Here is a 24,450-nt window from a genome sequence, read left to right on the forward strand (position 1 = left end):
ACCAAACAACCTGCCTGGAAAATAGACAGTGAGCCGAATAGCCGGCATTATCGGCTCATCATGTGAGCCGAATAGGCTCGTTAATCGGCTCAGCGAACCTTATGAACGACCCACTCTGGATCTGGCAGCAGCCCGACTGGCCGCACTTCAGCTGGCAAGCCGAAGCGCTTGCACCGCTGCTGCGCGCTTGCGGTCAGGCACAGGGACGTTTGCTGGGCATGCTCGGCGCGGTGGGGAAAGACAGCGAAGTGCAGAGCAGCCTGGATGCCATGCTGCAGAACATCATCACCTCTTCTGCCATTGAGGGCGAACAACTGAATGTCGGTTCGGTACGCTCATCACTGGCACGGCGCTTGGGGTTGAAGGAAGAAGGCCGCACCACCTCACGCTCCGAAGGCCTGGCGGAACTCCTGCTCGACGCCACCCGTGCCCACCAGCAAGCGCTGGACGAACAGCGACTGTTCACCTGGCACCGTTGGTTATTCCCCCGCGACGAGCAACTGCTGGCTCGACCGTTACACATCGGCGCACTGCGTGGCGATGAGCCGATGCAGGTCATATCAGGCCGGATCGACTGCCCTACCGTACATTTCGAAGCCCCTCCTCGCGCAGGGCTGGAAGCGCAACTGGCAGAATTCCTCGCCTGGTTCGAGCGCAGTCGCAGTGATACGAGCCTCGACCCCTTTGTACGCGCGGGCGTCGCTCATTTGTGGTTCGTTACCTTGCACCCCTTCGATGACGGCAACGGTCGCCTTACGCGCGCAATCACCGACCTGGCATTGGCCCAGGGCGAGCAGCAGGCCATCCGCTTTTACGCCATGTCCGCAAGCATCCTCGATGACCGCACCGGTTACTACCACATCCTCGAGGCCAGCCAGAAAGGCTTCCTGAACATCACCGCCTGGCTGCAATGGTTCCTCGCGACCTTGCTCAACAGCCTGGATCAGGCCCTTGCTCGTATCGATCGCGTGCTGGCCAAGGCACGCTTCTGGCAGGCGCATCGCAGCCAGGCGTTGTCGGTAGAGCAGGTCAAAGTGCTCAATCACCTGCTGGATGGTGGAGAACGTGGCTTTGAAAATGGCATCAGCGCCGCTCAGTACCAAGCGGTAGCCAAGGTATCCAAAGCCACCGCGACCCGTCACCTGAGCGACTTGCTGGAAAAGGGCTGTATCGAACGGCTGCCTGGTGGCGGGCGCAGCACACGCTATCAGATAACACGCTGAGCAGCTGAACCACTCTCATCTGCCGCACTGCTTCATCAGCCCGTAGAACAATGGCCACCCCCGCACCAACAGATCGCGTAAGCGGACTTGACCCTCACGCTACGGGAGGCTTGACCATGCGTATGGTCAACCAGACGTGATGGGATGTAACGGTAATGATGAAACAACAACCCCTTCTCGAGGGCATTCCCCGCCGCCGGTCAGCACTTACCATGGCCCTTGCGCGTGCGGCCCACCAACTTCTCGATGAACCCACGCTATTGCAGGACAGGCACGCGTTCGACGTACTGGGCAGCAACCTGGCACGGCAAACGGTCGTCGACCCTTATGCCTACAATGCGCCAATGCTCCGTACGCTGCGCGCAGCCGTGATCGCACGCAGCAAGCTGGTGGAAGACCGAGTGGCCCTTGCCATAAGCGCTGGGCTGCGCCAGGTCGTGATCCTCGGAGCCGGCCTGGACACGCTGTCGCTCCGCCTCCCCGACAGCGTCAGATGCATCGAGCTGGATCAGGCAGAAATCCAACAATGGAAACTGGAGCGTTTGCAGGAGAGCGGTGTCGCAATCCCTTCCAACGTCGCCTTCGTTACCGCAGACCTTGCCGAAGTTTCTTTGCCAGCAGTGCTCGATAAACATGGAATCGACCCGGAACGCCCGACCTTTTTCAGCTGCCTGGGCGTACTTCCCTACCTGGAAACCTCCGTCGCTTTGGCAATGGTCCGCCAGGTTGCCCTTTATCCGTCCCAGAGCGAGATTGTGTTCGATGCGCGCGTTACGCGTGGCTTGCTGTCACCGGTCGAGCAATGGATGGACGATATGGCTGCACGCTCATTCGCGGCCGCAGGCGAGCCTTGGCTAAGCGCGTTTGACCCCGCCGAACTGCAGGCGACGCTCCTTGGCAGTGGGTTCTGCGAGGTGGAATGCCTGGACGCTGAAGCCATCAACGCTCGCTACTTCATGCGCCGGCGAGACGGCCTGCAGACTCTGGATGGCGGTTTGCGCCTGTACAGGGCCACCGTCGGTTAACCTACATTCGCCACCGGGTTATAGGAGGAGATATTGCCGTGCGACTTAAAGTCGGCGAACTTGCCAGGCGGTCGGGGCTTTCGGTACGCACCCTGCACCACTATGACAGCCTTGGGCTGCTTAAACCGTCCGTTCGTCTGACGCCGGCTATCGACTTTATGGCGCGACAGACATCCAAAGGCTCGGCAAGATCCTGGCGCTTCGCGAGCTGGGCATTCCGCTGGATGAAATTCGCCACACCCTTGATGGAGGCGTGCTTTCAACTCCAGCGGTTCTCGCTGCACAGCTGGCCCGTGTCGATGCGGAAATAGCACGTCAGCAGAAGCTTCGCGCCAGCCTGGAACGTCTCCAGCGCGCACTACTTGAAGAGGAACCGTCTGAGGCGGCTTGCCTGAGCACACTGGAAGCCTTGGCGTGCTACCGCCAACACCTCACCGAGGACGATCTCAGCTTGCCTTTGCTGGGAAGCAACGGAAAATTCGCGGCTGCTTGGCAGGGGCGGGTTGATGGCCTTCGCGCTTTGCTTGCAAAGGGCGTGTCACCACGCGCATCGGTTGCTCGCCATGCAGCACGCGACTGGATGGCGCTGTTGGAAAAAGACACGCGGTCCAATGCCGGAATGTTCGTGCGCGTAGATAATCTGCTGACTTCGCAAAGCGCCGATCTGGCGAACACAGGTTTTACTCCACAACTCGCAGAGTACATCCTGAGTGCGTTCTGTGAGCACCGCCTGCTGGTTTATCGCAAGCACCTGACTGCCAACGCCTATAAACATCTGCGACGCACCTACATCGACGTCATGCGCGAGTGGCCGCGCCTGCTGGACAGGTTGGAAGCCCTGCGCAAGGCTCGTTGTCCGACCACGAACGCCGAGGTGCAGGCTATCGCCAGGTCGTGGCTGGACATGCGCCGCAAGCTCGCGCTGGACGACGCTGCCCTCCAGACCATGCGACGGGCCGAGGAGTCGGAGCCAGAGCTGCACATCGGCACCTGGCTCCATCCTGGTCTGCTGACGTTCCTCAAGGACGCCGTCGCTTCGGTTTCTGCATGTGCCGATGGCCAAAAACCCAACACCTGATTCCCCCCCTCCCGACGCCTCACCTGCTACCAGCACAGCACCTCGTCAACAAAAGCCACTGCGGCTGCCCTTGCCCTGATTGCCAAGGGCTGGCTAGGCTAGCGGGCCAACCGTAGAGACTTGCCATGTCGGATCCCCGCTCCATCACGCTGGATGAAATCGATCGCCAGCTGATCGCCCTGCTGCAGATCAACGCCCGCGAAAGCGTCGCCACCCTCGCCCGCCAGCTGGGTATCGCCCGCACCACCGTCAACTCGCGTCTGGAGCGGCTGGAGAAGAACAAGGTCATCTCCGGCTATGGTGTGCGCCTGGGCCAGCGGGTGCTGGGCGGCGGGCTGCAGGCGTATGTGGGGATCAAGGTGCAGCCGCGCTCGGGCAAGGAGGTGGTGCGGCGCCTGAGTGCCATGGGGCAGGTGCAACAGCTGTGTGCGGTAAGCGGCGAGTTCGACTATGTGGCCTGGTTGCGTACCGACTCGCCCGAACAGCTGGACCAGTTGCTCGACCAGATCGGCAGTCTCGACGGGGTGGAGAAGACCACCACGTCGATCATCCTCAGCAGCAAGGTGGACCGCGGGCAGCCGCTCTGAGCCAGCTGGCGGTCAGGCCTCCTGGCCGTCGAGCAAGCCCTCCAGGATCGCCGAGAGGCTTTCGGCGCAATGCTGCATCGACCAGACCCTGTCACGGCTGCGCTCGGGGGCATGGTGCTGGGCGTAGTCGCTGGCGATCTGGTTGAGGCCACGGGCCAGAAGGCAAGCGTGGACGAGGGCGTCTGCGGCGTCGATGCCGGGGCGGATGGCGAACAGCGATGGGTGGCTGGAGTCGCAGTTGCAGAAGGATTTCTCGGCGGTGGGTCTGAGTTTTTCGGGTTGACCGGAATCAGAACTCTTCATGATGCAATTTCCAAATTGAGACTTGAGGAAACTGCCTGCCAACTCCTTCTCACGGGACTGGGCGGCAGCCATGCACGGGGTGAGAAACCGGCCAACTTGGAAATCCGGCCAGGCCGAAGCCTGCCCGCGCACAGCTGCCATGACACAAGCCTTGGTGCGAAGTTGGAGATGGGTTCTCACACCCGATCGCCCGAACGGGGGCGACCCAGTGAAGTTAACGATGAGGCGTTTCCCACGCAGCCAGACCGAGGCTATAGCGGGCGTAAGGTAATTCTTTAACGCCCGGCGCGGGTGTAGGAAATGGCTGATCACCTCCGACTCAAAGCCCACAGGGAAAGTCGTCTGCTTCGGATAGGCTATCCGTCATAAACGTCGAATTAATCGTCATTCAGACGAGATAAGCGACATTTGGACAACACTATGCACCTTAATAACGAACACCCCACTCCCTAAAATGGCCCCAGGCATCTCCTATACTCAGGCTCCGCTCCCAGCGCAGCCCCTCTGGCAAGGTCACTTCCATGAACAAGAAAAACCGCCACCCCGCCGACGGCAAACAGCCCATCACCATTTTCGGCCCGGACTTCCCCTTCGCCTTCGACGACTGGCTGGAACACCCCGCCGGCCTGGGCAGCATCCCGGCCGAGCGCCATGGTGAGGAAGTGGCCATCGTGGGCGCCGGTATCGCCGGGCTGGTGGCGGCCTACGAGCTGATGAAGCTGGGCCTCAAGCCGGTGGTGTACGAGGCCTCCAAACTGGGTGGCCGCCTGCGTTCGCAAGCCTTCAACGGTACCGACGGGGTCATCGCCGAACTGGGTGGCATGCGGTTTCCGGTATCGTCCACCGCCTTCTACCACTATGTGGACAAGCTGGGCCTGGAAACCAAGCCCTTCCCCAACCCGCTGACGCCGGCCTCCGGCAGCACCGTGATCGACCTGGAAGGCCAGACCTACTACGCCGAGAAACCCGGCGACCTGCCCAAGCTGTTCCAGGAGGTGGCCGACGCCTGGGCCGACGCGCTGGAAAGCGGTGCCCAGTTCGCCGACATCCAGCAGGCCATCCGCGACCGTGACGTACCGCGCCTGAAGGAACTGTGGAACAAACTGGTACCGCTGTGGGATGACCGCACCTTCTACGACTTCGTGGCCACCTCGCGCTCGTTCGCCAAGCTGAGCTTCCAGCATCGCGAAGTGTTCGGCCAGGTTGGCTTCGGCACCGGTGGCTGGGACTCGGACTTCCCCAACTCGATGCTGGAAATCTTCCGCGTGGTCATGACCAATTGCGACGACCACCAGCACCTGGTGGTCGGCGGTGTCGAGCAGGTGCCGCAAGGCATCTGGCGCCATGTGCCGGAGCGTTGCGTGCACTGGCCCGAAGGCACCAGCTTGAGCTCCCTGCATGGCGGCGCGCCGCGTACCGGGGTAAAACGCATCGCCCGCGCTGCCGATGGGCGCCTGGCGGTGACCGACAACTGGGGCGACACGCGGCACTACAGCGCCGTGCTCGCCACCTGCCAGACCTGGCTGCTGACCACCCAGATCGACTGCGAGGAATCGCTGTTCTCGCAAAAGATGTGGATGGCCCTGGACCGCACCCGCTACATGCAGTCGTCGAAGACTTTCGTCATGGTCGACCGGCCATTCTGGAAGGACAAGGACCCGGAAACCGGCCGCGACCTGATGAGCATGACCCTCACCGATCGCCTCACCCGCGGTACCTACCTGTTCGACAACGGCGACGACAAGCCGGGGGTGATCTGCCTGTCCTACGCCTGGATGAGCGACGCCCTGAAGATGCTGCCGCACCCGGTGGAGAAACGCGTGCAGCTGGCCCTGGACGCGCTGAAGAAGATCTACCCGAAGACCGATATCGCCGGGCACATCATCGGCGACCCGATCACCGTTTCCTGGGAAGCCGACCCGTACTTCCTCGGCGCCTTCAAGGGTGCGCTGCCTGGCCACTACCGCTACAACCAGCGCATGTATGCGCACTTCATGCAGCAAGACATGCCTGCCGAGCAGCGTGGCATCTTCATTGCCGGTGACGACGTGTCCTGGACCCCTGCCTGGGTCGAAGGCGCTGTGCAGACCTCGCTGAATGCGGTGTGGGGTATCATGAACCACTTTGGTGGCCGCACCCACCCGGAAAACCCAGGCCCAGGCGACGTGTTCAACGACATCGGCCCGATCGCCCTGGCGGACTGAGACAAGGAGGCAGCATGCGCATCGCTCTGTTCCAGGGCACGCCCAAGCCACTGGACGTGCCCGGCAACCTGCAACGCTTGCGCCACCAGGCGCAACTGGCGGCCGAACGCGGCGCGCGGTTGCTGGTGTGCCCGGAAATGTTCCTGACCGGTTACAACATCGGCCTGGGCCAGGTCGAACGCCTGGCCGAGGCCGACGATGGCCCGGCCGCCATGGAAGTGGTGGAGATCGCCCAGGCGCACCGCATTGCCATTGTCTATGGCTACCCGGAGCGCGGCGCTGACGGCGCGATCTACAACAGCGTGCAGCTGATCGATGCACAGGGACGCAGCCTGGGCAACTACCGCAAGACCCACCTGTTCGGAGAACTGGACCGCTCGATGTTCAGCCCAGGTCCTGACCATTTCCCCGTGGTGGAGCTGGATGGCTGGAAGGTCGGGCTGCTGATCTGCTACGACATCGAGTTCCCGGAGAATGCCCGCCGCCTGGCGCTGGACGGCGCCGAGCTGATCCTGGTGCCGACGGCGAACATGACACCGTACGACTTCGTTTGCCAGGTGACCGTGCGGGCGCGGGCTCAGGAGAACCAGTGCTACCTGGTGTATGCCAACTACTGTGGTGCCGAAGACGAGATCCATTATTGCGGGCAGAGCAGCATCATCGGCCCCGATGGCAGCCTGCTGGCAATGGCCGGGCATGACGAGTGCCAGTTGCTGGCCGAACTCGAGCATGAGCGGGTGGTACAGGGACGGGCGGCATTTCCCTACCTGACCGATCTGCGCCAGGAACTGCACCTGCATAAAGGTTGACGGCCTGTTCGCGGGCTAACCCGCGAAGAGGCCGAGCCTGCCAACAAATGGGTTAGCATGGCATGCAGCAACCGGAGCCCCCATGCCTGACGCCATCCGCCACCTGACCCTCGCCAACGGCCTGCAGCTGACCCTGCGCCACGCCCCGCGCCTGAAGCGTTCGGCCGCTGCCCTGCGGGTGCACGCGGGCAGCCACGATGCCCCGGGTAAATGGCCCGGCCTGGCCCACTTCCTGGAACATCTGTTCTTCCTCGGCACCCCGCGTTTCCCGCTTGCAGACGGCCTGATGCGCTACGTGCAGGCACTGGGTGGCCAGGTCAATGCCAGCACCCGGGAACGCACCACCGACTTTTTCTTCGAGGTACCGCCCAGGGCCCTGGCGGGCGGGCTCGAGCGCTTGTGCCAGATGCTCGCCGAACCGGACCTGGGCATCGAGCGCCAACGCCGCGAGCGTGAGGTGATCCACGCCGAGTTCATTGCCTGGTCGCGCAACCCGCAGGCCCAGCAGCAGTTCGCCTTGCTGCAGGCCGCAGCGCCCGGCCACCCACTGAGTGCTTTCCACGCCGGCAACCGGTACACCCTGGCCTTGCACGACCCGGCCTTCCAGCAAGCATTGCAGGGCTTTCATCAACGCTTTTACCAAGGCGGCCAGATCACCTTGAGCCTGTGCGGCCCGCAGCCGCTGGATGAACTGGAAATGCTCGGCCGACAGCATGCTGCGCAGTTCACAACGGGTGAACGGGTACCTCAGGCCCTGCCACCGCCGCTGGCCGCGGCGACCACGGCGCGCGTATTCAGCCACACGCACTTGCCGGTGGGTGCCGAGCAAGCCTTGGAGCTGCTGATCAGTTGCCTTGGCGACAGCCGCCCGGGCACCTGGCTGGCTGCGCTTCGCCAACGCGGCTGGCTGCAGGGTTTCAAGGCCGAGGCGTTGTATGCATACGCCGGGCAATTGTTGTGGCATATCGACCTGCAGCTTGCCGAGGACGCGTGCGGGGAAGAGGTGGATGCCCTGCTGCAAGGATGGTTCGGCTTCCTCCGACAAACCGAAGCCGAGCAATTGAACGCCGAATTCGGCTTGCTGCAGCAAAGCCGCGAACGCAGTGCCAGCGCGCTTGAGCTGGCCCGCCGGGACAGTGCCGGTCTGCCATTTACCGGCCTGGATACAAATACCCTGCAGGCCTTCCGTAGCCTGCTGGCGGGCCTGCCGAGCTGTGTACATGGGCATTGGCATTTGCCCGCCGTAGAGCCCTTGCTCAAGGCCGACCTGCCTGCTGCCAGGCCACAACCATTGCCAGCAGCCCTGAAGATCAGCGACCAGCTGCCGGCCACCCGTCAGTACGCGACGCTGTACCTGCGCTGGCAGGTCCCGGCCCCCTCGCGTCAGCCGCTGTACGCGGTGCTCGAACGCGCCTTGCAACCCCTGCAGGAGCGCTGCGCGCGGGCGTCGGTACAGTTGCAGTTGAGCGCCGCTGGCGAATACTGGCAGTTGCGCTGCGCCGGGCTGCCGGCAGCGGTGCTGGGTACCCTGGAACAGGCGTTGATGCTGCTGGCAGAGCCACCGGACGATAGCTGGCTCGCCCCTTCGACCCCGCCTCCGCCGCTGATACCGATCAGGGCCTTGCTCAAGCAGCTGCCCGACACCGTGCTCGGTGCCTTGCCTGCGCCTGTTCCACCCGGCACGCTGGCGCGGCCTCAGCTCGACAGTCTCTGGCAGCATGCGCGCTGGCACGGCCTGGCGGTTGGCTTCGACGATAGCGCCCTGAACGCCTTGGCGGCGGCATTGCAGCATTGCCCTGGTCGGGCCACGGCGCCTGGCCCGCTGCCGGCCTGGGCCAACCACCGCTGGCAGCAGGTCGACGTCCCGGGCAGTGAACATGCCCTGCTGCTGTTCTGCCCATTGCCGGCGGCGTGGGAAGCCGCTGGCCGCCTGCTTGCCCAACTGCTGCAAGGGCCGGTCTATCAACGGCTGCGGGTAGAACTGCAACTTGGCTATGCGGTATTCAGTGCCTTTCGTCAGGTCGAAGGGGTCGGCGGCCTGCTGTTCGGCGTGCAGTCGCCACATACCAGCCAGACGCAGATACTCGACCACTTGCTCACCTTGCTACGCCAGGGCATTACTTTCGACCCTGCCGCTCGTCAGGCGCTGGCCGGGCAATTCGCGGAACCCGCGATGGCCAACGAGGAAGTCGCCGAATGGGCATGGCAGACATGCCTGGCTAGGCAAACCGGGGGCCTGGATGCGCTGCGCGGGGCGATTCTCGGCACGCAACAAGCGGATCTGGAGCACCTGCTGGGCTACCTCCTCGACAGCGACAGCCGGTGGCTGTGCCTGGCCAATGCCGCCGCACCTAAGGGCGCCTGGCTGACCGCAACCGCGTGATTATTACGCCAGCTGCAAGGGCACTTTTCTTAATAATTAACCTTTCGGTACAGCTATTTCTTGTAAGATAGCGCAATCCCGATTCAAGGGAACCTCCAGCCCATGGCGGTACCCTAGTATTAGCTGACAAACCCAACCCTCATCCGGAAGGAGTAATTCCATGTGGACCAAACCTGCTTACACTGATCTTCGCATCGGCTTCGAAGTCACCATGTACTTCGCCAACCGCTAAGCCTGGCTTACGGTTCAACGCCTCGGCCTGCCGGGGCGTTTTCGTTTATTCGCTACGGTTTTCTGCATAGAGAGTGGCCATGTATATCCAGGTTCTCGGTTCCGCCGCCGGTGGCGGGTTCCCTCAGTGGAACTGCAACTGCGTCAATTGCAAGGGCTACCGTGACGGCACCTTGCGGGCCACGGCGCGCACCCAGTCGTCCATTGCCCTGTCCGATGACGGCGTGCACTGGGTACTGTGCAATGCCTCGCCCGATATCCGCGCCCAGCTCCAGGCCTTTGCGCCGATGCAGCCGGGCCGTGCCCTGCGCGATACCGGCATCAATGCCATCGTGCTGCTGGACAGCCAGATCGACCACACCACAGGCCTGCTCAGCCTGCGCGAAGGCTGCCCGCACCAGGTGTGGTGCACCGACATGGTCCACCAGGACCTGACCACCGGTTTCCCGCTGTTCAACATGCTCAGCCACTGGAACGGCGGCCTGCAATGGAACCGCATCGAACTGGCAGGCAGCTTCGTGATCGACGCCTGCCCCAACCTGCGTTTCACCCCGTTCCCCCTGCGTAGCGCCGCACCGCCGTATTCGCCGCACCGCTTCGACCCGCACCCCGGCGACAACCTGGGCTTGCTGGTCGAGGACACCCGCACCGGCGGCAAACTGTTCTATGCCCCGGGCCTGGGCCAGGTGGATGACAAGCTGCTGAAGATGATGGACGACGCCGACTGCCTGCTGGTCGACGGCACCCTGTGGGAAGATGACGAGATGCAACGGCGTGGTGTGGGCACCCGTACCGGGCGTGAGATGGGCCACCTGGCGCAGAACGGCCCTGGCGGCATGCTGGAGGTGCTCGAGGGCTTCCCGCGCCAGCGCAAGGTGCTTATCCACATCAACAACACCAACCCGATCCTCGACGAGAACTCGCCCGAACGCGCCGAAGTGCTGCGCAGAGGTGTGGAAGTGGCCTTCGATGGCATGAGTATCGAGTTGTAACAACTGCACAAGAGGTGGCAGAAACCCTGTGGGTATTGCCAGGCCGGATAATCGTTTTACAGGAGCCAGCCGAATGAGCGACGCACTGCCAATGTCCCCTGCCGAATTCGAGCAGGCCCTGCGCGCCAAGGGCGCCTATTACCACATTCATCACCCCTACCACGTGGCGATGTACCAGGGCCGAGCCACCCGTGAGCAGATCCAGGGCTGGGTGGCCAACCGCTTCTACTACCAAGTCAACATTCCGATGAAGGACGCGGCGATCCTGGCCAACTGCCCGGACCGCGAAGTACGCCGCGAATGGATCCAGCGCCTGCTCGACCATGATGGCGCACCCGGCGAAGACGGCGGTATCGAGGCCTGGCTGCGCCTGGGCCAGGCCGTGGGCCTGGACCCGGACCAACTGCGCTCGCAGGAGCTGGTGCTACCCGGCGTACGTTTTGCCGTGGACGCCTACGTCAACTTTGCCCGGCGGGCCAGCTGGCAGGAAGCCGCGAGCAGCTCGTTGACCGAACTGTTCGCCCCGCAAATCCACCAGTCGCGCCTGGACAGCTGGCCGCAGCACTACCCGTGGATCGACCCGGCCGGCTACGAATATTTCCGCACCCGCCTGGGCCAGGCCCGGCGTGACGTGGAGCACGGCCTGGCGATTACCCTGCAGCACTACACCACCCGCGCGGGCCAGGAGCGTATGCTGGAGATCCTGCAGTTCAAGCTGGATATCCTCTGGAGCATGCTTGACGCCATGAGCATGGCCTACGAGCTGAACCGCCCGCCCTATCACTCCGTCACCCAGGAACGGGTGTGGCACAAAGGGATCACCCTATGAGTTTCGACCGTAAGCAAGTGCCGAACTGGCGCCCCGGCTACCGCTTCCAGTACGAGCCGGCGCAGAAGGGCCATGTGCTGCTGTACCCCGAGGGCATGATCAAGCTCAACGACAGCGCGGCCCTGATCGGTGGCCTGATCGACGGCCAACGCGACGTTGCTGCGATCATCGCCGAACTCGAACAACAGTTCCCCGGTGTCCCGCAAGTGGCCGACGACATCGAGCAGTTCATGGAGGTGGCCCGTGCCGAACACTGGATCGTCCTCGCCTGAATTACCGCCCACGCCCGCAGTCGGCCTGCCGCTGTGGCTGCTGGCCGAGCTCACCTACCGCTGCCCGCTGCAGTGCCCGTACTGTTCCAACCCGCTGGACTTCGCCGCCCAGGGCCAGGAGCTGAGTACCGCGCAGTGGTTCAAGGTGATGGCCGAAGCCCGGGAAATGGGCGCCGCGCAGATCGGCTTTTCCGGCGGTGAGCCACTGGTACGCCAGGACCTCGCCGAACTGATCGGCGAGGCGCGCCGGCTGGGTTACTACACCAACCTGATCACCTCCGGCATCGGCTTGACCGAGGCGCGCATCGCCGACTTCAAGAAGGCTGGCCTGGACCATATCCAGATCAGCTTCCAGGCCAGCGACGAGCAGGTGAACAACCTGTTGGCCGGCTCGAAGAAGGCCTTTGCGCAAAAACTGCAAATGGCCCGCGCGGTGAAAGCCCACGGCTACCCGATGGTGCTCAACTTCGTCACCCACCGGCACAACATCGACAGGATCGATCGCATCATCGAGCTGTGCATCGCCCTGGAAGCGGACTTCGTCGAGCTTGCCACCTGCCAGTTCTACGGCTGGGCCCACCTCAACCGCCTGGGGTTGCTGCCAACCCGCGCGCAGCTCGAACGGGCCGAGCGCATCACCAACCAGTACCGCGACAAGCTCAAGGCCGAAGGCAACCCGTGCAAGCTGATCTTCGTCACCCCGGACTACTACGAAGAACGACCCAAGGCGTGCATGAACGGCTGGGGCAGCCTGTTCCTCACCATCACCCCGGACGGCACCGCGCTGCCGTGCCACGGCGCGCGCCAGTTGCCGGTGCAGTTCCCCAACGTGCGCGACCATGACCTGCGACATATCTGGTACGACTCGTTCGGCTTCAACCGCTTCCGTGGCTATGAATGGATGCCCGAACCCTGCCGTTCCTGCGACGAAAAGGAAAAGGACTTCGGCGGCTGCCGCTGCCAGGCCTTCATGCTCACCGGCGATGCCAGCAACGCCGACCCGGTGTGCGCCAAGTCGGCCGACCACGGCATCATCCTCAAGGCCCGCGAGGAGGCAGAAAGCGCCCAGCTCGCGATTGAACAGATGACCTTCCGCAATGAGCGAAACTCCCGTGTCATCGCCCGCGGTTGAATTCACTGCGGCCCAGGCAGTCGCGGCCGGCACCGACTTCGCCGACCTCAAGGTCAGCGCTGCCGGGCTGTTCTGGAACGAGTTCCGCCCCGCCGATGGTGCTTGTCGCATCTGGCATTGGCAGCACCAGCAGGCCCGCTGCCTGACGCCCGATGGTTTCAGCGTGCGCAGCCGGGTCTATGAATACGGCGGTGGCAGTTTCTGCCTGGGTGGCGACGGCATTCTGTTCGTCAACGAGAAGGACCAGCAGGTATACACCCAGGGCCTGGCAGCAACGCCACCGCGCGCCCTGACGAACCACGCGAACTGCCGCTACGGCGACCTGCAGTGGCACGCTGGCCTGGTGCTGGCGGTCGAGGAGCAGCATGGCGAACGGGTCGAGCATCGGCTGGTGGCACTGGCTGAACGAAGCCGGCAGGTGCTTGCCGAAGGTGCCGACTTCTACGCCTCGCCTACCATGAGTGCCGATGGCCAGCGCCTGGCGTGGATCGAGTGGGACCGCCCGGCACAGCCCTGGACGGTCACCCGGCTGATGTGTCGCAGGCGTGACAACAGCGGCCAATGGGGACCCGCGCAATCCGTGGCCGGTGCCGATGAGTCGCTGCAGCAGCCACGCTTCGATGCACAAGGCCGGCTTTACTGTCTGTCCGACCGTAACGGCTTCTGGCAACCCTGGGGTGAGGTTGCTGGCCGCTGGCAGGCGCTGCCTGCCGAGCCGGCAGACCATGCCGCCGCCCCCTGGCAACTGGGCGCGAGCACCTGGTTGGCGCTGGGGCAGCAAGACTACCTGGCCAGCTGGTTCGAAGACGGCTTCGGGCAACTGGGCCTACGCAGCGCCGCTGGCCTGGAGCGATTCGCCAGTGCCTATACGCGCTTTCGCAGCCTGGCCATGGATGACCAGCACCTGTACGCCATCGCCGCATCGCCGATCAGCCCGCCGGCAGTCATCAGCATCAGCCGCAGCAACCACCAGGTCAGCGTACTGGCCGGTGGCGCCGAAGTGCTTGCGGCCACGGATATCAGCCTGCCGCAGCCGATCCATTATGGCAGTGACGGCCACCAGGCCCACGGTTTCTTCTACCCGGCAGCCCGATCACAAGGGGCCACACCGCTGGTGGTGTTCATCCATGGCGGCCCGACCTCGGCCTGTTATCCGGTGCTCGACCCGCGCGTGCAGTACTGGACCCAGCGCGGCTTCGCCGTAGCCGACCTCAATTACCGGGGCAGCAGCGGCTACGGTCGGGACTACCGCCAGGCCTTGCACCTGCGCTGGGGAGAAAGCGATGTGGCCGATGCCTGTGCAGCAGTCGAATACCTCGCCGCCCGTGGCCTGATCGACCGCAACAAGGCGTTCATCCGCGGCGGCAGCGCAGGCGGCTATACCACTTTGTGCGCCCTGGCGTTTCATGATGTATTCCGCGCCGGTGCGAGCCTGTACGGGGTCAGCGACCCGCTGGCACTGGGCCGGGCGACGCACAAGTTCGAGGGCGACTACCTGGACTGGTTGATCGGTGACCCGCAGCAGGACGCCGAGCGTTATCGCCAGCGCACACCGCTGCTGCATGCCGGGCAGATCAGGGTGCCGGTTATTTTCTTCCAGGGCGAACTGGATGCGGTAGTGGTGCCGGAGCAGACTCGGTCGATGCTGGCAGCGTTGCAGGCTAGCGGGGTCGATGCCGAAGGGCACTTCTATGCCGGGGAGCGGCATGGCTTCCGCAAGGCCGGGAACCTGGCGCATGCGCTGGAAGAAGAGTGGAAGTTCTATTGTCGGGTGCTGAGGGCCTGAGGGTCTGGGGCCGCGTTGCGGCCCCAAAAGGTCTCAGCGCTTGGCGATGATGTACACCGCGTGCACGATGCCCGGTATATACCCCAGCAAGGTCAGCAGGATATTCAGCCAGAACGCCCCGCCGAACCCCACCTGCAGGAACACACCCAGCGGTGGCAGGATGATGGCGATGATGATGCGTATGAAGTCCATGCGAGTCTCTCCTGTAGGGGTTACCTCACAGACTAGCCTCCCGCCGCAGAGGTTCCACCGGCAAAAAAAACGCCCCGGGCCGAATGAAACAGGCCAGGGGCGATGCGCAGGAACGCCAGACGGTTCGTAGAATTCTCGGTTTCGCCAGTACGCTATGCCGGCATTTCCCGGCGGGCCTGCTGCCGGGTGTGCAGGCGGGCAAAGGCGCGGGCCAGGCGCAGCAGCATTTCGTCGATGTTGCCCTTGCTCACGGTCAGGGCTGGCGAAAAGCGCACCACATCCGCCTGCGGGGCATTGAGCAGCAGGCCTTCATGCAGGGCTGCGGCCACCAGCTCGCAGGCCAGGTTTTCTTTCAGTTGCAGCGCCCATAGCAGGCCCTGCCCACGCACTTCGCCCTGGCCATAACGCCCGGCCAGGCGGCTAAGGCCTTCACGCAGGTGGCGCCCGTTGTCGCGCACCTGGGCAAGCAAGCCAGGCTCGAGCACGGCGTCCAGCACCGCCAGGCCCGCAGCACACATCAGCGCGTTACCGTGGTGGCTGCCTTGCAGTTCGCCAGGTTCGGCGCAGCACGCCGTGCCCCGGGCCAGCAACGCTGCCAGTGGCACGCCACCGCCCAGGCCTTTGCCCAAGGTGACGATATCGGCGCGCACGCCATAGGTTTCTTCGGCCAGCAGCGCACCGCAGCGACCGATACCGGTCTGCACTTCATCGAGAATCAACAGGATGCCCAGTTCACGGCAGAGGGTTTCCACCCCTTTGAGGTAGTCCTGCGTCGCCGGGATGACACCCGCCTCGCCCTGGATCGGCTCCAGCATGATCGCCACGGTGCGTGAGTCCACCTCAGCGTGCAGCGCCGCCAGGTCGTTGAACGGCACCTTGCTGAAACCGGGCAGGCCGGGCTCGCAGCGATTGCACGGCAGTGGGTCGGATGCCGACAGCGCCCCCAGGCTACGGCCGTGGCAGGCCTGGCTGGCGGTGATGATGTGATAGGCGCCGTTGCGGTGCAGCTGGCCCCACTTGCGCGCCAGCTTGATTGCGCCCTCGCACGCTTCGGCACCGCTGTTGAGCAGGTAGGCCTGATCGCTGCCGGTGCTCTGGCACAGGCGGTCGGCCAATTCCAGCAGCCCACGGCTGTGCAACCCCGCCCCCGGGTTGATCAGCGCCTGGGCCTGGTTGCCCAATGCCTTGACCAGCACGCTCGGGCTGTGCCCCAGGCTGTTGACCGCGCCACCTTGGGTGAAGTCCAGGTAGGCATGCCCTTCGTTGTCCCACAACCAGGAACCCTGGCCACGTACGAATACCTGCGCTGCACGCTCGCAGCCAGGCATCAGTCGCTCACGCGACAGCTGCGACGCTTGCGGCACGGTCACCGGCGCACGCTTGGGCTCGGCGACGGCAGCGAGGGCCGGGCGGCGCAGCTTGAACAGGTTCATCAGGGCTCCAACCAGTCACGGTAGAAGGCTTTGTCGGTGCGGTCCGGATGCCGCCACTCGATATTCTGCCTTTCCTATCAAAAGTGTTTTTCATCCAGGGTAACAATCGAGCCATTCATCGCTGTAACCCTTTGGAATACAGCGATAGACTAGGCCTCGCCGGGGTTTTCGGCCATTTCGTTTTTTCAGCATTTTCGATAAGTATCACTTATGGATTTCCGCCAACTGCGTTATTTCGTCGCGGTGTATGAAGAAGGCCATGTGGGCCGTGCCGCCGAACGCCTGTCATTGTCCCAACCGGCGCTTTCCCAACAGATCCGCCAGCTGGAACACAGCCTCGACCTGAGCCTGTTCGAGCGCAGCAACAAGCGCCTGCTGCCGACCCTGGCTGCGCATACCTTGTACAACCACGCCCTGCCGCTGCTCGACGGCCTGCAACGCGCCCACCAGGCCATGCGCAACTTCAAGGGCCAGTCGCTGCGTACCCTGGCCATCGGCGTGCTGCAGACCGTGCGCCCCAGCCTGGTGCCGCAACTGCTCGAACGCCTGCGCAAGGCACAGCCGCACCTTGTCGTGCAGATCTACGAATTGTCGGGGCTGGAAATCGAACGGCGCCTGCTCAATGGCAGCCTGGACATCGGCATCAGCTACCTGCCGCCACGCCAGCCGGGGCTACATGGCCTGTTGCTGTATGAAGATGAGCTGCAGTTGGTCATCCCGGCTACACACCCGCTGAAGGACTTCAAGAAAGTATCCATCCGCCAGGCCGCCGAGCTGCCCATGCTGATGTTGGGCGAAGAGTTCCAGATCCGCCAGATCTGGCAGGCGCAACTGGCCAGCCAGGGGCGTCGGCCGCAAGTGCAGGCCGAGATGAACAACATGGCAGGGATACTCGACAGCCTGGCCCACACGGCGCTGGCGACCATCCTGCCAGGCCGGGCCAAGGACGCCGCCGAGGAAGACCAGGCGCTGCTGTGGAAGCCGTTGAGCGAGCCGCGCGTGCCGCTCAAGGTTGGCTTGGTATTTCGCGATGCCCAGCGCCAGCAGGCCTCTGTGGAGCTGCTGCGTACGCTGCTGGAAGAGGAGAGCGACGCACGTTTGGCGGGGGCATCGCCACTGGATGTGCTCGCCTGAAAAACGCGCGCACAAAGAAAACCCCGCCTAAGCGGGGTTTTCCAGACTGTTTCCCTGTGACATCCGTATCGCCCCGCCATCCTGGCAGGTGGTCCTTCGTCGTCTTCCTTGATCTGTACTTTGCGCTTCCTGCACAACGTCCATGTGGGAAAGATTAACCCTGGATCCAATGCGATAACAGTGGTGAAAAGTCACCACGTCATGTAGGAAAAAGCTTACAACGGCAGAGTTGGTCGCATGCAGCCTGGAATCGGGCCGCTACGCGCCCCCAAACCCTGTCAGAACTGCTCAGCATCCAGCAGGTACAGCGATTCACTCCCCGCCTTGACCGCTGCCACCAGCGAATTCACCCGTGGCAGCAACCGCGCAAAGTAGAACCGCGCTGTACCCAGCTTACCGGCGTAGAACGCCGCATCCCCCTCACCTGCCTGCGCCGCACGCGCCATCAACGCCCACATGTAGGCGTAAGCTACATAGCCAAAGGCGTGCAGGTACTCGACCGAAGCCGCGCCGATTTCATTCGGGTTGCCCTTGGCCTGTTCCAGCACCCACTCGGTCAGCCCGTCCAGCTGGTCGAGGCTGGCCGCCAGCGGCTTGGCAAATTCCTCCAACTGGCTGCCGGCACTGGCAATGAACTGGCGAATCTCGTCGGAGAACAGGCGGTAGTATGCCCCACCACTGGCGACCACCTTGCGCCCCATCAGGTCCAGGGCCTGGATGCCATTGGTGCCTTCGTAGATCTGCGTGATACGCACATCGCGCACCAGTTGCTCCTGCCCCCACTCGCGAATGTAGCCATGCCCGCCGAACACCTGCTGGCCATGCACCGCGCATTCCAGGCCGAGGTCGGTGAGGAACGCCTTGGCTACCGGCGTGAGCAATGCCACCAGCTCTTCGCTGCGCTTGCGCACGCTGGCGTCCTCGCTGTACTTGGCACTGTCCAGTTGCATGGCCACGTAGGTGGAGAACGCCCGGCCGCCTTCGATCAGCGCCTTCATGGTCAGCAACATGCGGCGCACATCCGGGTGGACGATGATCGGGTCGGCGGCCTTGTCCTTGGCTTGCGGCCCGGTCGGGGCGCGGCTCTGCAGGCGATCACGAGCGTATTCCACGGCGTTCTGGTAGGAGCGCTCGGCCGAGGCCAGGCCCTGGATACCAACACCCAGGCGCTCGTAGTTCATCATGGTGAACATCGCCGCCAGGCCCTTGTTAGGCTCGCCGACGATATAGCCAACGGCTTCGTCGAAGTTCATCACGCAGGTGGCCGAGGCCTGTATACCCATCTTGTGTTCGATCGAACCACAGGTGGCCGAGTTGCGTGCGCCAAGGCTGCCGTCCTCATTGACCAGGAACTTCGGCACCAGGAACAGTGAAATGCCTTTCGGCCCCGCCGGTGCATCCGGCAGCTTGGCCAGCACCAGGTGGATGATGTTCTCGGTCAGGTCGTGCTCGCCACCGGTGATGAAGATCTTGGTGCCGCTGACCTTGTAGCTGCCGTCTGCCTGGGGCTCGGCCTTGGTGCGAATGATGCCCAGGTCGGTGCCGGCGTGCGGCTCGGTCAGGCACATGGAGCCCGCCCACACACCGGCATACATGTTCGGCAGGTATTTTTGCTTCAGTGCCTCACTGGCGTGGGCGTTGATCGACAGGCAGGCACCGGCGGTCAGCATCGGGTAGAGGCCGAACGCCAGGCTGGAGGCGTTGACCATTTCCTCGACCTGGGCCGAAATGGCCTTGGGCATGCCCATGCCGCCGAACAGCGGGTCGCCGCCCACGCCCACCCAGCCGCCTTCGGCGTAAGTGTTGTAGGCCTCGATGAAACCAGCTGGAGTGCGCACCGCACCTTGGTCCCAGTGGCAGCCCTCTTCATCGGCGGCACGGCTGAGCGGCGCGATGGACCTGGCAGTGACCTTGCCGGCCTCTTCCAGCACCGCCATGGCTGTGTCGGCGTCGACAACCTCGGCCAACCCGGGCAACTGCTCCCACTGCTCGGCCACGTTGAAGACTTCATTCAGTACGAAGCGCATGTCGCGCAAGGGCGCTTTATATTCAGCCATGACAACCTCTCGCTAGTCGGGTCGGGGCGGTCTCGGGGAACCGCGACACTGGGTAACGAGCAGTGTAACCGAACAACTTTTACGAGACATAGGGTCATCACTAGACCGCATAGTCAGTTTCGGTCACGCCATGCGCACTGCGCCACGCTGTGATTGCTGCCCGTGCACCATGACACAATTGCGCCCCGCACTCTTCGCGTTGTACAGCGCCTGGTCGGCGGATTTCAGTACTGCCTCGGGGTTGCGGTGGTCGGCCTGGCGCTCGGCTACGCCGATGCTGATGGTGACCGACACCGTCCCGCCCGTGCTGCCCGCGCGTCGCTGGCGCCCGGCGCTATCGTCCTGTGGGCGGTTATGCTGGTCGCGCAGGTGCATCACGTAATTGGCGATCACTTCACGCACCGCTTCCACGTGCGGCACGCATTCTTCGGCTGTCTTGCCGGCGAATACCAGGGCGAATTCCTCGCCGCCATAACGGTAGGCGCGGCCACCGCCGGTCACCTTGGCCAGGCGGCTGGCGACCAGGCGCAGCACCTGGTCGCCGACGTCGTGGCCATGGGTATCGTTGAACTTCTTGAAGTGGTCCACGTCGGTCATGGCAATCACGTAGTTGCGCCCCAGGCGCTGCATGCGCTCGTTCAGCGCACGCCGCCCCGGCAAGCCGGTCAGCTCGTCGCGAAAGGCCATCTGGTAGGCCTCATGAGCTACCGATGCCGCGATCATCAGCATTACCTGGCTGCACATGATGTTGAGGGTGAACGGCAGGATGAAGGTTTGCGGCAACATCCAGAAAATTCCCAGCAGGCCCGAGATCAACGCGGCGTGCAGCGGCCGCGGGGCACGCAGGTATTGCACCACCAGCAGGATGAACACGCCGAGGAACAACGGGTAGACCATCTGGATGAGGCTCATCCACCGGCCATGCAACGACGGCCAGCGAATTTCCGCCAGCCACGTCAGCAGCGCCTCGGGGTAGCTCTGTTCGAGAGCCACCGCCACGCTGCCCACGGCGAACAGCACGGCGCCGCGGGCAACCAGGTCCTGCAGCAGGTGGGTGCGCTCCTGCCAGGCACCGTACAACCCGAACAGGGTGGGCAACAGCAGGCATACCAAATGGAAGGTTACCGCGGCATCTTCGCGCACGCGGCCATGGTCACGGTAGAAGTCGGTCTGGGTATCGAGCAGGAAGTAGGCGATATACACCGTGAGCATCAGGAACAGCTCGCGCTGACGGCGGTACACCGCGCAGTAGGCGCCACCCAGCAGCAGGACCAAGGTGGGCAGGACATTGAACAATGATGTGAAAAAGACACTGAGGTCTCTCACGTAAGCCGCGGCGAGGCCTGCCAGCAACAGAATCAGCGAAGGCAGGAAGTGGCTCGCGCGAACAGCGTTAAGACGAAGCAAGGGTAATCTCCAACCCGGCAGATCAATGGTGGCATTGTGCCCATACTTCATCGGCAGCGCACATGAACAGTTGAATTTCAAATCATGCACCGCTTCTGCAAAGCCACGCGCCGGGCTTGAAACAAAAAAACCCGCCTGCCGGTGAGGGCAGGCGGGTTTCGGTCACAACCGGTGAATCAGTAGGACAGGCCGAAGCTTTCTTCGTCCATCGCCATCAGGTTGTCGGCTCCGGACAGCATCGCTGCCACATGGGTGCGGGTACGCGGCAGGATACGCTGGAAGTAGAAGCGCGCGGTCTGCAGCTTGGCGGTGTAGAACGCCTCTTCGCTGGTGCCGGCAGCCAGCTTCTCGGCGGCCAGGCGGGCGATGTCGGCCCAGAAGTAGGCCAGGCAGGCATAACCGGAATACATCAGGTAATCGACCGAGGCCGCGCCCACTTCTTCACGGTCCTTCATGGCGGCCATGCCGACCTTCATGGTCAACTCACCCCACTCCTTGTTCAGTGCCGCCAGCGGTTCGACGAATTCCGTCACCGCAGTGTTGCCTTCCTGCGCCTGGCAGAACTTGTGCACGATCTTGGTGAAGCCCTTCAGCGCTTCGCCCTGGGTCATCAGTACCTTGCGGCCGAGCAGGTCGAGGGCCTGGATGCCGGTGGTGCCCTCGTACAGCATGGAGATCCGGCTGTCGCGCACGTTCTGCTCCATGCCCCACTCGGCGATGAAGCCGTGGCCACCGTAGATCTGCACGCCATGGTTGGCCGCCTCGAAGCCGACTTCGGTCATGAATGCCTTGGCGATCGGCGTCAGGAACGCCAGCAGGGCGTCGGCCTTCTTGCGCTCTTCTTCATCCTGGCTGTACTTGACGATGTCCACTTGCTTGGCGGTGAAGTACACCATCGCGCGGTTGCCTTCGGCGAAGGCCTTCATGGTCAGCAGCATACGGCGCACGTCGGGATGCACGATGATCGGGTCAGCGGCCTTGTCCGGTGCTTTCGGGCCGGTCAGCGAACGCATCTGCAGACGTTCGCGGGCGTATTTCAGGCCACCCTGGAAGGCCACCTCGGCGTGAGCCAGGCCTTGCAGCGCGGTTCCCAGCCGGGCGGTGTTCATGAAGGTGAACATGCAGTTCAGGCCTTTGTTGGCCGGGCCGATCAGGAAGCCGGTGGCAGCGTCGAAGTTCATCACGCAGGTGGCGTTGCCGTGGATGCCCATCTTGTGTTCGATCGACCCGCAGCTGACGCCGTTGCGCTCGCCCACACCACCTTCGGCGTTGGGCAGGAACTTCGGCACGATGAACAGCGAAATGCCCTTGGTACCGGCCGGTGCATCCGGCAGGCGGGCCAGGACGATATGGACGATGTTGTCGGCCATGTCGTGCTCACCGGCCGAAATGAAAATCTTGGTTCCCGACACCTTGTAGCTGCCGTCAGCCTGAGGCTCGGCCTTGGTGCGCAGCATGCCCAGGTCGGTACCGCAGTGTGGCTCGGTCAGGCACATGGTGCCGGTCCATTCGCCGGATACCAGCTTGGTCAGGTAGGTGTGCTGCTGCTCAGGGGTACCGTGCGCAGAAATGGTGTTCATCGCACCGTGGGACAGGCCAGGGTACATGCCCCACGACCAGTTCGCCCCGCCGACCATTTCGCTCAGGGCCAGGCCCAGCGACTCCGGCAGGCCCTGGCCGCCGTGCTCGACATCATGCGCCAGGCTTGGCCAGCCGCCTTCGACGAACTGCTGATAGGCCTCTTTGAAGCCAGTCGGGGTTTTCACGCCCGCTTCGCTCCAGGTGCAGCCTTCCTGGTCACCCACACGGTTCAGCGGCGAAAGCACCTGCTCGCAGAACTTCGCGCCTTCTTCAAGGATCGCGTCGACCATGTCGGGCGTGGCGTCCTGGCAACCCGGCAGGCTCTGATAGTGCGCCTCATAGCCGAGCAGTTCGTCGCGAACGAAGCGGATATCACGCAAGGGGGCTTTGTAGTCAGGCATTGCGATGAACCTCTAGGTGAGTTCTGTGGGGTGACGCGCGCCGTGCGGCATCGATCAAACAGTTGTTTGAAACTTACGTTTAGCTCCGCCGGATGTCAAGAATGGACTATTGTGTCATTTGCGCCACGAAAAATGGCAAATACGCCAACACTTGTCATGACTACTACAGAAGCGGGTTCACCCGCGAAAAAAGTCAGCCCGGAAAACAGCTGTCAGGGCTGACGCACGCGCGGGGTAACCCGCTCCCACAGGGGCGCAGGCGTTAATACGGAGGTAGATGCCAGCGATCAGGCGTAGGTATCGATGAACCGGCCGAGCATTTCGTCGGATGCCTTGGCGAGCTTCACGCCAAGCTCGACCTCATGCTTGCCTACGGCCAGCTGCACCGTGCTGGTGGCTAGGTCCATCTGCTGGCTGCGGTCGACCGCGCGCAAGCGTTCGGCCTGAAAGTCGCTGGACTGGCTGGTGGCAGTACGTTCGGCGGTGGTATTGGCAATCTGGCTGGCGGCCTGATCGACGCGGTTCTGGCCGGTCTGGATTGCGCTCAGGCCCGCGTAATAGGCGGAGCTACCGGTGATTTCCATGTCAGGACTCCATTGACGCTGGATAACGGACAGGCCCAATTAAAGCAGGCTGGGCGCAAAAAGGCCCGTTTAAATCGCTAATGGCCCGATGCCATTTGATAGCCCTCGAGTATTCCTGCAGCGCTAATCCAGAAGATCCAGTTGCAGATGCTCAGCCACCATGTCGGCACTGGCCTGCTTGAGCTTGGGCACCCGCCCCAGGCAAGGCGCCGGCAACCGTTCGGCCAGGCTGGCCAGGTTCTCTTCCAGCCGCGAGGTACTAGGTTCGATGATGTTCGCCACCCACCCCGCCAGCTGCAGCCCGTCGCGGGCAATCGCCTCGGCGCTGAGCAAGGCATGGCTGATACACCCCAGCCGCACTCCCACCACCAGGATTACGGGAAGCTGGAGGGCAATAGCGAGGTCCGACAGGTTGTCCTGCCCCGATAACGGCACGCGCCAGCCGCCAGCCCCTTCGATCAGGGTGAAATCGGCATGCTGTTGCAGCACACTGCGCATCGCCGCGAGCAGCTCAGGTACCGCAAGGGTTACCCCCGCTTCCCGCGCCGCCACATGCGGTGCGATAGCCGGTTCGAAGGCGAACGGGTTGACCTGCTCGTAGGGCAGCTTGATCGAACTCTCGTCGATCAATGCCTGGGCATCGCTGTTGCGCAGCCCTTTCGCGGTCATCGTGCAACCCGAAGCCACCGGTTTGGCTCCCAAGGTGCTCAGGCCCTGCAAGCGTGCCGCATGCAACAGCCCGGCAGCGATGGTGGTCTTGCCAACGTCGGTATCGGTACCGGCAATGAAATAGGCCTGGCTCATCTC

At 63.3% G+C, this 24,450-nt stretch carries 21 protein-coding genes and 2 pseudogenes; 15 read left to right on the forward strand and 8 right to left on the reverse strand.

The features are described from left to right. Window positions 1-101 precede the first annotated feature (101 nt). The 5 genes and pseudogenes from ACVWZT_RS06945 (at window position 102) to ACVWZT_RS06965 (ending at window position 3,913) form a co-directional block, all read left to right on the forward strand. Window positions 102-1,223, forward strand: coding sequence for a Fic family protein (locus ACVWZT_RS06945; protein ID WP_457468724.1), 1,122 nt, complete (start codon window positions 102-104; stop codon window positions 1,221-1,223). Window positions 1,224-1,378: 155 nt separating this feature from the next. Further along, complete coding sequence (locus tag ACVWZT_RS06950; protein WP_457468726.1) at window positions 1,379-2,248, forward strand: class I SAM-dependent methyltransferase; 870 nt, start codon at window positions 1,379-1,381, stop codon at window positions 2,246-2,248. A 38-nt stretch (window positions 2,249-2,286) separates the two neighbouring features. Beyond that, a pseudogene (locus tag ACVWZT_RS06955) lies at window positions 2,287-2,373 on the forward strand (MerR family DNA-binding transcriptional regulator); the annotation flags it as partial. Between the two features lie 23 nt (window positions 2,374-2,396). After that, window positions 2,397-3,326 (forward strand): annotated as a pseudogene (locus tag ACVWZT_RS06960) (MerR family DNA-binding protein); the annotation flags it as partial. Between the two features lie 125 nt (window positions 3,327-3,451). Then, window positions 3,452-3,913, forward strand: coding sequence for an Lrp/AsnC family transcriptional regulator (locus ACVWZT_RS06965; RefSeq protein ID WP_296234678.1), 462 nt, complete (start codon window positions 3,452-3,454; stop codon window positions 3,911-3,913). A 12-nt stretch (window positions 3,914-3,925) separates the two neighbouring features. On the opposite strand, the gene ACVWZT_RS06970 is transcribed toward ACVWZT_RS06965, so the two are convergent. Continuing rightward, window positions 3,926-4,216 (reverse strand): hypothetical protein, encoded by a 291-nt coding sequence (locus ACVWZT_RS06970; RefSeq protein ID WP_296234679.1) that lies wholly within the window; start codon window positions 4,214-4,216, stop codon window positions 3,926-3,928. A 521-nt stretch (window positions 4,217-4,737) separates the two neighbouring features. Here ACVWZT_RS06970 and ACVWZT_RS06975 point away from each other — a divergent pair. The 9 genes from ACVWZT_RS06975 to ACVWZT_RS07015 all read left to right on the forward strand — a co-directional run bounded on the left by ACVWZT_RS06975 (window position 4,738) and on the right by ACVWZT_RS07015 (window position 14,854). Further along, complete coding sequence (locus ACVWZT_RS06975) at window positions 4,738-6,420, forward strand: flavin monoamine oxidase family protein (protein ID WP_457468727.1); 1,683 nt, start codon at window positions 4,738-4,740, stop codon at window positions 6,418-6,420. 14 nt (window positions 6,421-6,434) lie between these two features. Next, window positions 6,435-7,229, forward strand: coding sequence for a carbon-nitrogen hydrolase family protein (locus ACVWZT_RS06980; protein WP_296234681.1), 795 nt, complete (start codon window positions 6,435-6,437; stop codon window positions 7,227-7,229). Between the two features lie 82 nt (window positions 7,230-7,311). Further along, complete coding sequence (pqqF, locus tag ACVWZT_RS06985; RefSeq protein WP_457468728.1) at window positions 7,312-9,612, forward strand: pyrroloquinoline quinone biosynthesis protein PqqF; 2,301 nt, start codon at window positions 7,312-7,314, stop codon at window positions 9,610-9,612. 160 nt (window positions 9,613-9,772) lie between these two features. Beyond that, the gene (gene pqqA / locus ACVWZT_RS06990; RefSeq protein WP_003243383.1) at window positions 9,773-9,844 is read left to right on the forward strand and encodes a pyrroloquinoline quinone precursor peptide PqqA; all 72 of its coding nucleotides are present in this window, start codon (window positions 9,773-9,775) and stop codon (window positions 9,842-9,844) included. A 79-nt stretch (window positions 9,845-9,923) separates the two neighbouring features. Next, window positions 9,924-10,835, forward strand: a complete 912-nt coding sequence (gene pqqB, locus ACVWZT_RS06995) for a pyrroloquinoline quinone biosynthesis protein PqqB (RefSeq protein WP_296234683.1) — start codon at window positions 9,924-9,926, stop codon at window positions 10,833-10,835. Between the two features lie 73 nt (window positions 10,836-10,908). After that, window positions 10,909-11,664 (forward strand): pyrroloquinoline-quinone synthase PqqC, encoded by a 756-nt coding sequence (gene pqqC / locus ACVWZT_RS07000; protein WP_003255592.1) that lies wholly within the window; start codon window positions 10,909-10,911, stop codon window positions 11,662-11,664. Continuing rightward, entirely contained in the window at window positions 11,661-11,936 is a 276-nt protein-coding gene (pqqD, locus tag ACVWZT_RS07005) for a pyrroloquinoline quinone biosynthesis peptide chaperone PqqD (RefSeq protein WP_225780108.1), read from the forward strand. Before pqqC ends, pqqD begins: the two co-directional genes overlap by 4 nt. Beyond that, window positions 11,908-13,068, forward strand: a complete 1,161-nt coding sequence (gene pqqE, locus ACVWZT_RS07010) for a pyrroloquinoline quinone biosynthesis protein PqqE (protein WP_296234685.1) — start codon at window positions 11,908-11,910, stop codon at window positions 13,066-13,068. Before pqqD ends, pqqE begins: the two co-directional genes overlap by 29 nt. Further along, window positions 13,034-14,854 carry a S9 family peptidase gene (locus ACVWZT_RS07015; RefSeq protein ID WP_296234687.1) on the forward strand — a complete coding sequence of 607 codons (1,821 nt, stop codon included), beginning with the start codon at window positions 13,034-13,036 and terminating at the stop codon, window positions 14,852-14,854. The genes pqqE and ACVWZT_RS07015 overlap by 35 nt, the downstream gene beginning before the upstream one ends. A 33-nt stretch (window positions 14,855-14,887) precedes the next feature. Here the strand turns inward: ACVWZT_RS07015 and ACVWZT_RS07020 are convergent, their stop codons facing one another. After that, window positions 14,888-15,046, reverse strand: coding sequence for a YqaE/Pmp3 family membrane protein (locus tag ACVWZT_RS07020; protein ID WP_009681539.1), 159 nt, complete (start codon window positions 15,044-15,046; stop codon window positions 14,888-14,890). A 152-nt stretch (window positions 15,047-15,198) separates the two neighbouring features. Then, complete coding sequence (locus tag ACVWZT_RS07025) at window positions 15,199-16,479, reverse strand: aspartate aminotransferase family protein (RefSeq protein WP_296234696.1); 1,281 nt, start codon at window positions 16,477-16,479, stop codon at window positions 15,199-15,201. Window positions 16,480-16,689: 210 nt separating this feature from the next. On the opposite strand from ACVWZT_RS07025, the gene ACVWZT_RS07030 reads away from it, so the two are divergent. Beyond that, window positions 16,690-17,613, forward strand: a complete 924-nt coding sequence (locus ACVWZT_RS07030; RefSeq protein WP_296234697.1) for a LysR family transcriptional regulator — start codon at window positions 16,690-16,692, stop codon at window positions 17,611-17,613. Between the two features lie 278 nt (window positions 17,614-17,891). Here the strand turns inward: ACVWZT_RS07030 and ACVWZT_RS07035 are convergent, their stop codons facing one another. The 5 genes from ACVWZT_RS07035 to bioD form a co-directional block, all read right to left on the reverse strand. Continuing rightward, complete coding sequence (locus tag ACVWZT_RS07035; RefSeq protein ID WP_457468730.1) at window positions 17,892-19,670, reverse strand: acyl-CoA dehydrogenase C-terminal domain-containing protein; 1,779 nt, start codon at window positions 19,668-19,670, stop codon at window positions 17,892-17,894. Between the two features lie 123 nt (window positions 19,671-19,793). Continuing rightward, a complete protein-coding gene (locus tag ACVWZT_RS07040) occupies window positions 19,794-21,077 on the reverse strand; it encodes a GGDEF domain-containing protein (RefSeq protein ID WP_296234700.1) in 1,284 nt (427 codons plus the stop codon). Between the two features lie 176 nt (window positions 21,078-21,253). After that, window positions 21,254-23,059 carry a phenylacyl-CoA dehydrogenase gene (locus ACVWZT_RS07045; RefSeq protein WP_296234702.1) on the reverse strand — a complete coding sequence of 602 codons (1,806 nt, stop codon included), beginning with the start codon at window positions 23,057-23,059 and terminating at the stop codon, window positions 21,254-21,256. Between the two features lie 287 nt (window positions 23,060-23,346). Further along, a complete protein-coding gene (locus ACVWZT_RS07050) occupies window positions 23,347-23,643 on the reverse strand; it encodes a pyrroloquinoline quinone biosynthesis protein PqqE (protein ID WP_296234703.1) in 297 nt (98 codons plus the stop codon). A 123-nt stretch (window positions 23,644-23,766) separates the two neighbouring features. Further along, window positions 23,767-24,447: a dethiobiotin synthase gene (bioD, locus tag ACVWZT_RS07055; RefSeq protein WP_296234704.1), complete on the reverse strand. Its 681-nt coding sequence runs from the start codon at window positions 24,445-24,447 to the stop codon at window positions 23,767-23,769. Between the last annotated feature and the right edge of the window lie 3 nt (window positions 24,448-24,450).

Source organism: Pseudomonas sp. TE21394, assembly GCF_054057835.1.

What these genes read in the sequence shown, in the direction of transcription:
- ACVWZT_RS06945 (WP_457468724.1), top strand. Translation starts at nt 102, where the DNA reads ATGAACGACCCACTCTGGATCTGGCAGCAGCCCGACTGGCCGCACTTC.
- ACVWZT_RS06950 (WP_457468726.1), top strand. Translation starts at nt 1,379, where the DNA reads ATGATGAAACAACAACCCCTTCTCGAGGGCATTCCCCGCCGCCGGTCA.
- ACVWZT_RS06965 (WP_296234678.1), top strand. Translation starts at nt 3,452, where the DNA reads ATGTCGGATCCCCGCTCCATCACGCTGGATGAAATCGATCGCCAGCTG.
- ACVWZT_RS06970 (WP_296234679.1), bottom strand. Translation starts at nt 4,216, where the DNA reads ATGAAGAGTTCTGATTCCGGTCAACCCGAAAAACTCAGACCCACCGCC.
- ACVWZT_RS06975 (WP_457468727.1), top strand. Translation starts at nt 4,738, where the DNA reads ATGAACAAGAAAAACCGCCACCCCGCCGACGGCAAACAGCCCATCACC.
- ACVWZT_RS06980 (WP_296234681.1), top strand. Translation starts at nt 6,435, where the DNA reads ATGCGCATCGCTCTGTTCCAGGGCACGCCCAAGCCACTGGACGTGCCC.
- pqqF (WP_457468728.1), top strand. Translation starts at nt 7,312, where the DNA reads ATGCCTGACGCCATCCGCCACCTGACCCTCGCCAACGGCCTGCAGCTG.
- pqqB (WP_296234683.1), top strand. Translation starts at nt 9,924, where the DNA reads ATGTATATCCAGGTTCTCGGTTCCGCCGCCGGTGGCGGGTTCCCTCAG.
- pqqC (WP_003255592.1), top strand. Translation starts at nt 10,909, where the DNA reads ATGAGCGACGCACTGCCAATGTCCCCTGCCGAATTCGAGCAGGCCCTG.
- pqqD (WP_225780108.1), top strand. Translation starts at nt 11,661, where the DNA reads ATGAGTTTCGACCGTAAGCAAGTGCCGAACTGGCGCCCCGGCTACCGC.
- ACVWZT_RS07015 (WP_296234687.1), top strand. Translation starts at nt 13,034, where the DNA reads ATGAGCGAAACTCCCGTGTCATCGCCCGCGGTTGAATTCACTGCGGCC.
- ACVWZT_RS07020 (WP_009681539.1), bottom strand. Translation starts at nt 15,046, where the DNA reads ATGGACTTCATACGCATCATCATCGCCATCATCCTGCCACCGCTGGGT.
- ACVWZT_RS07025 (WP_296234696.1), bottom strand. Translation starts at nt 16,479, where the DNA reads ATGAACCTGTTCAAGCTGCGCCGCCCGGCCCTCGCTGCCGTCGCCGAG.
- ACVWZT_RS07030 (WP_296234697.1), top strand. Translation starts at nt 16,690, where the DNA reads ATGGATTTCCGCCAACTGCGTTATTTCGTCGCGGTGTATGAAGAAGGC.
- ACVWZT_RS07035 (WP_457468730.1), bottom strand. Translation starts at nt 19,670, where the DNA reads ATGGCTGAATATAAAGCGCCCTTGCGCGACATGCGCTTCGTACTGAAT.
- ACVWZT_RS07045 (WP_296234702.1), bottom strand. Translation starts at nt 23,059, where the DNA reads ATGCCTGACTACAAAGCCCCCTTGCGTGATATCCGCTTCGTTCGCGAC.
- ACVWZT_RS07050 (WP_296234703.1), bottom strand. Translation starts at nt 23,643, where the DNA reads ATGGAAATCACCGGTAGCTCCGCCTATTACGCGGGCCTGAGCGCAATC.
- bioD (WP_296234704.1), bottom strand. Translation starts at nt 24,447, where the DNA reads ATGAGCCAGGCCTATTTCATTGCCGGTACCGATACCGACGTTGGCAAG.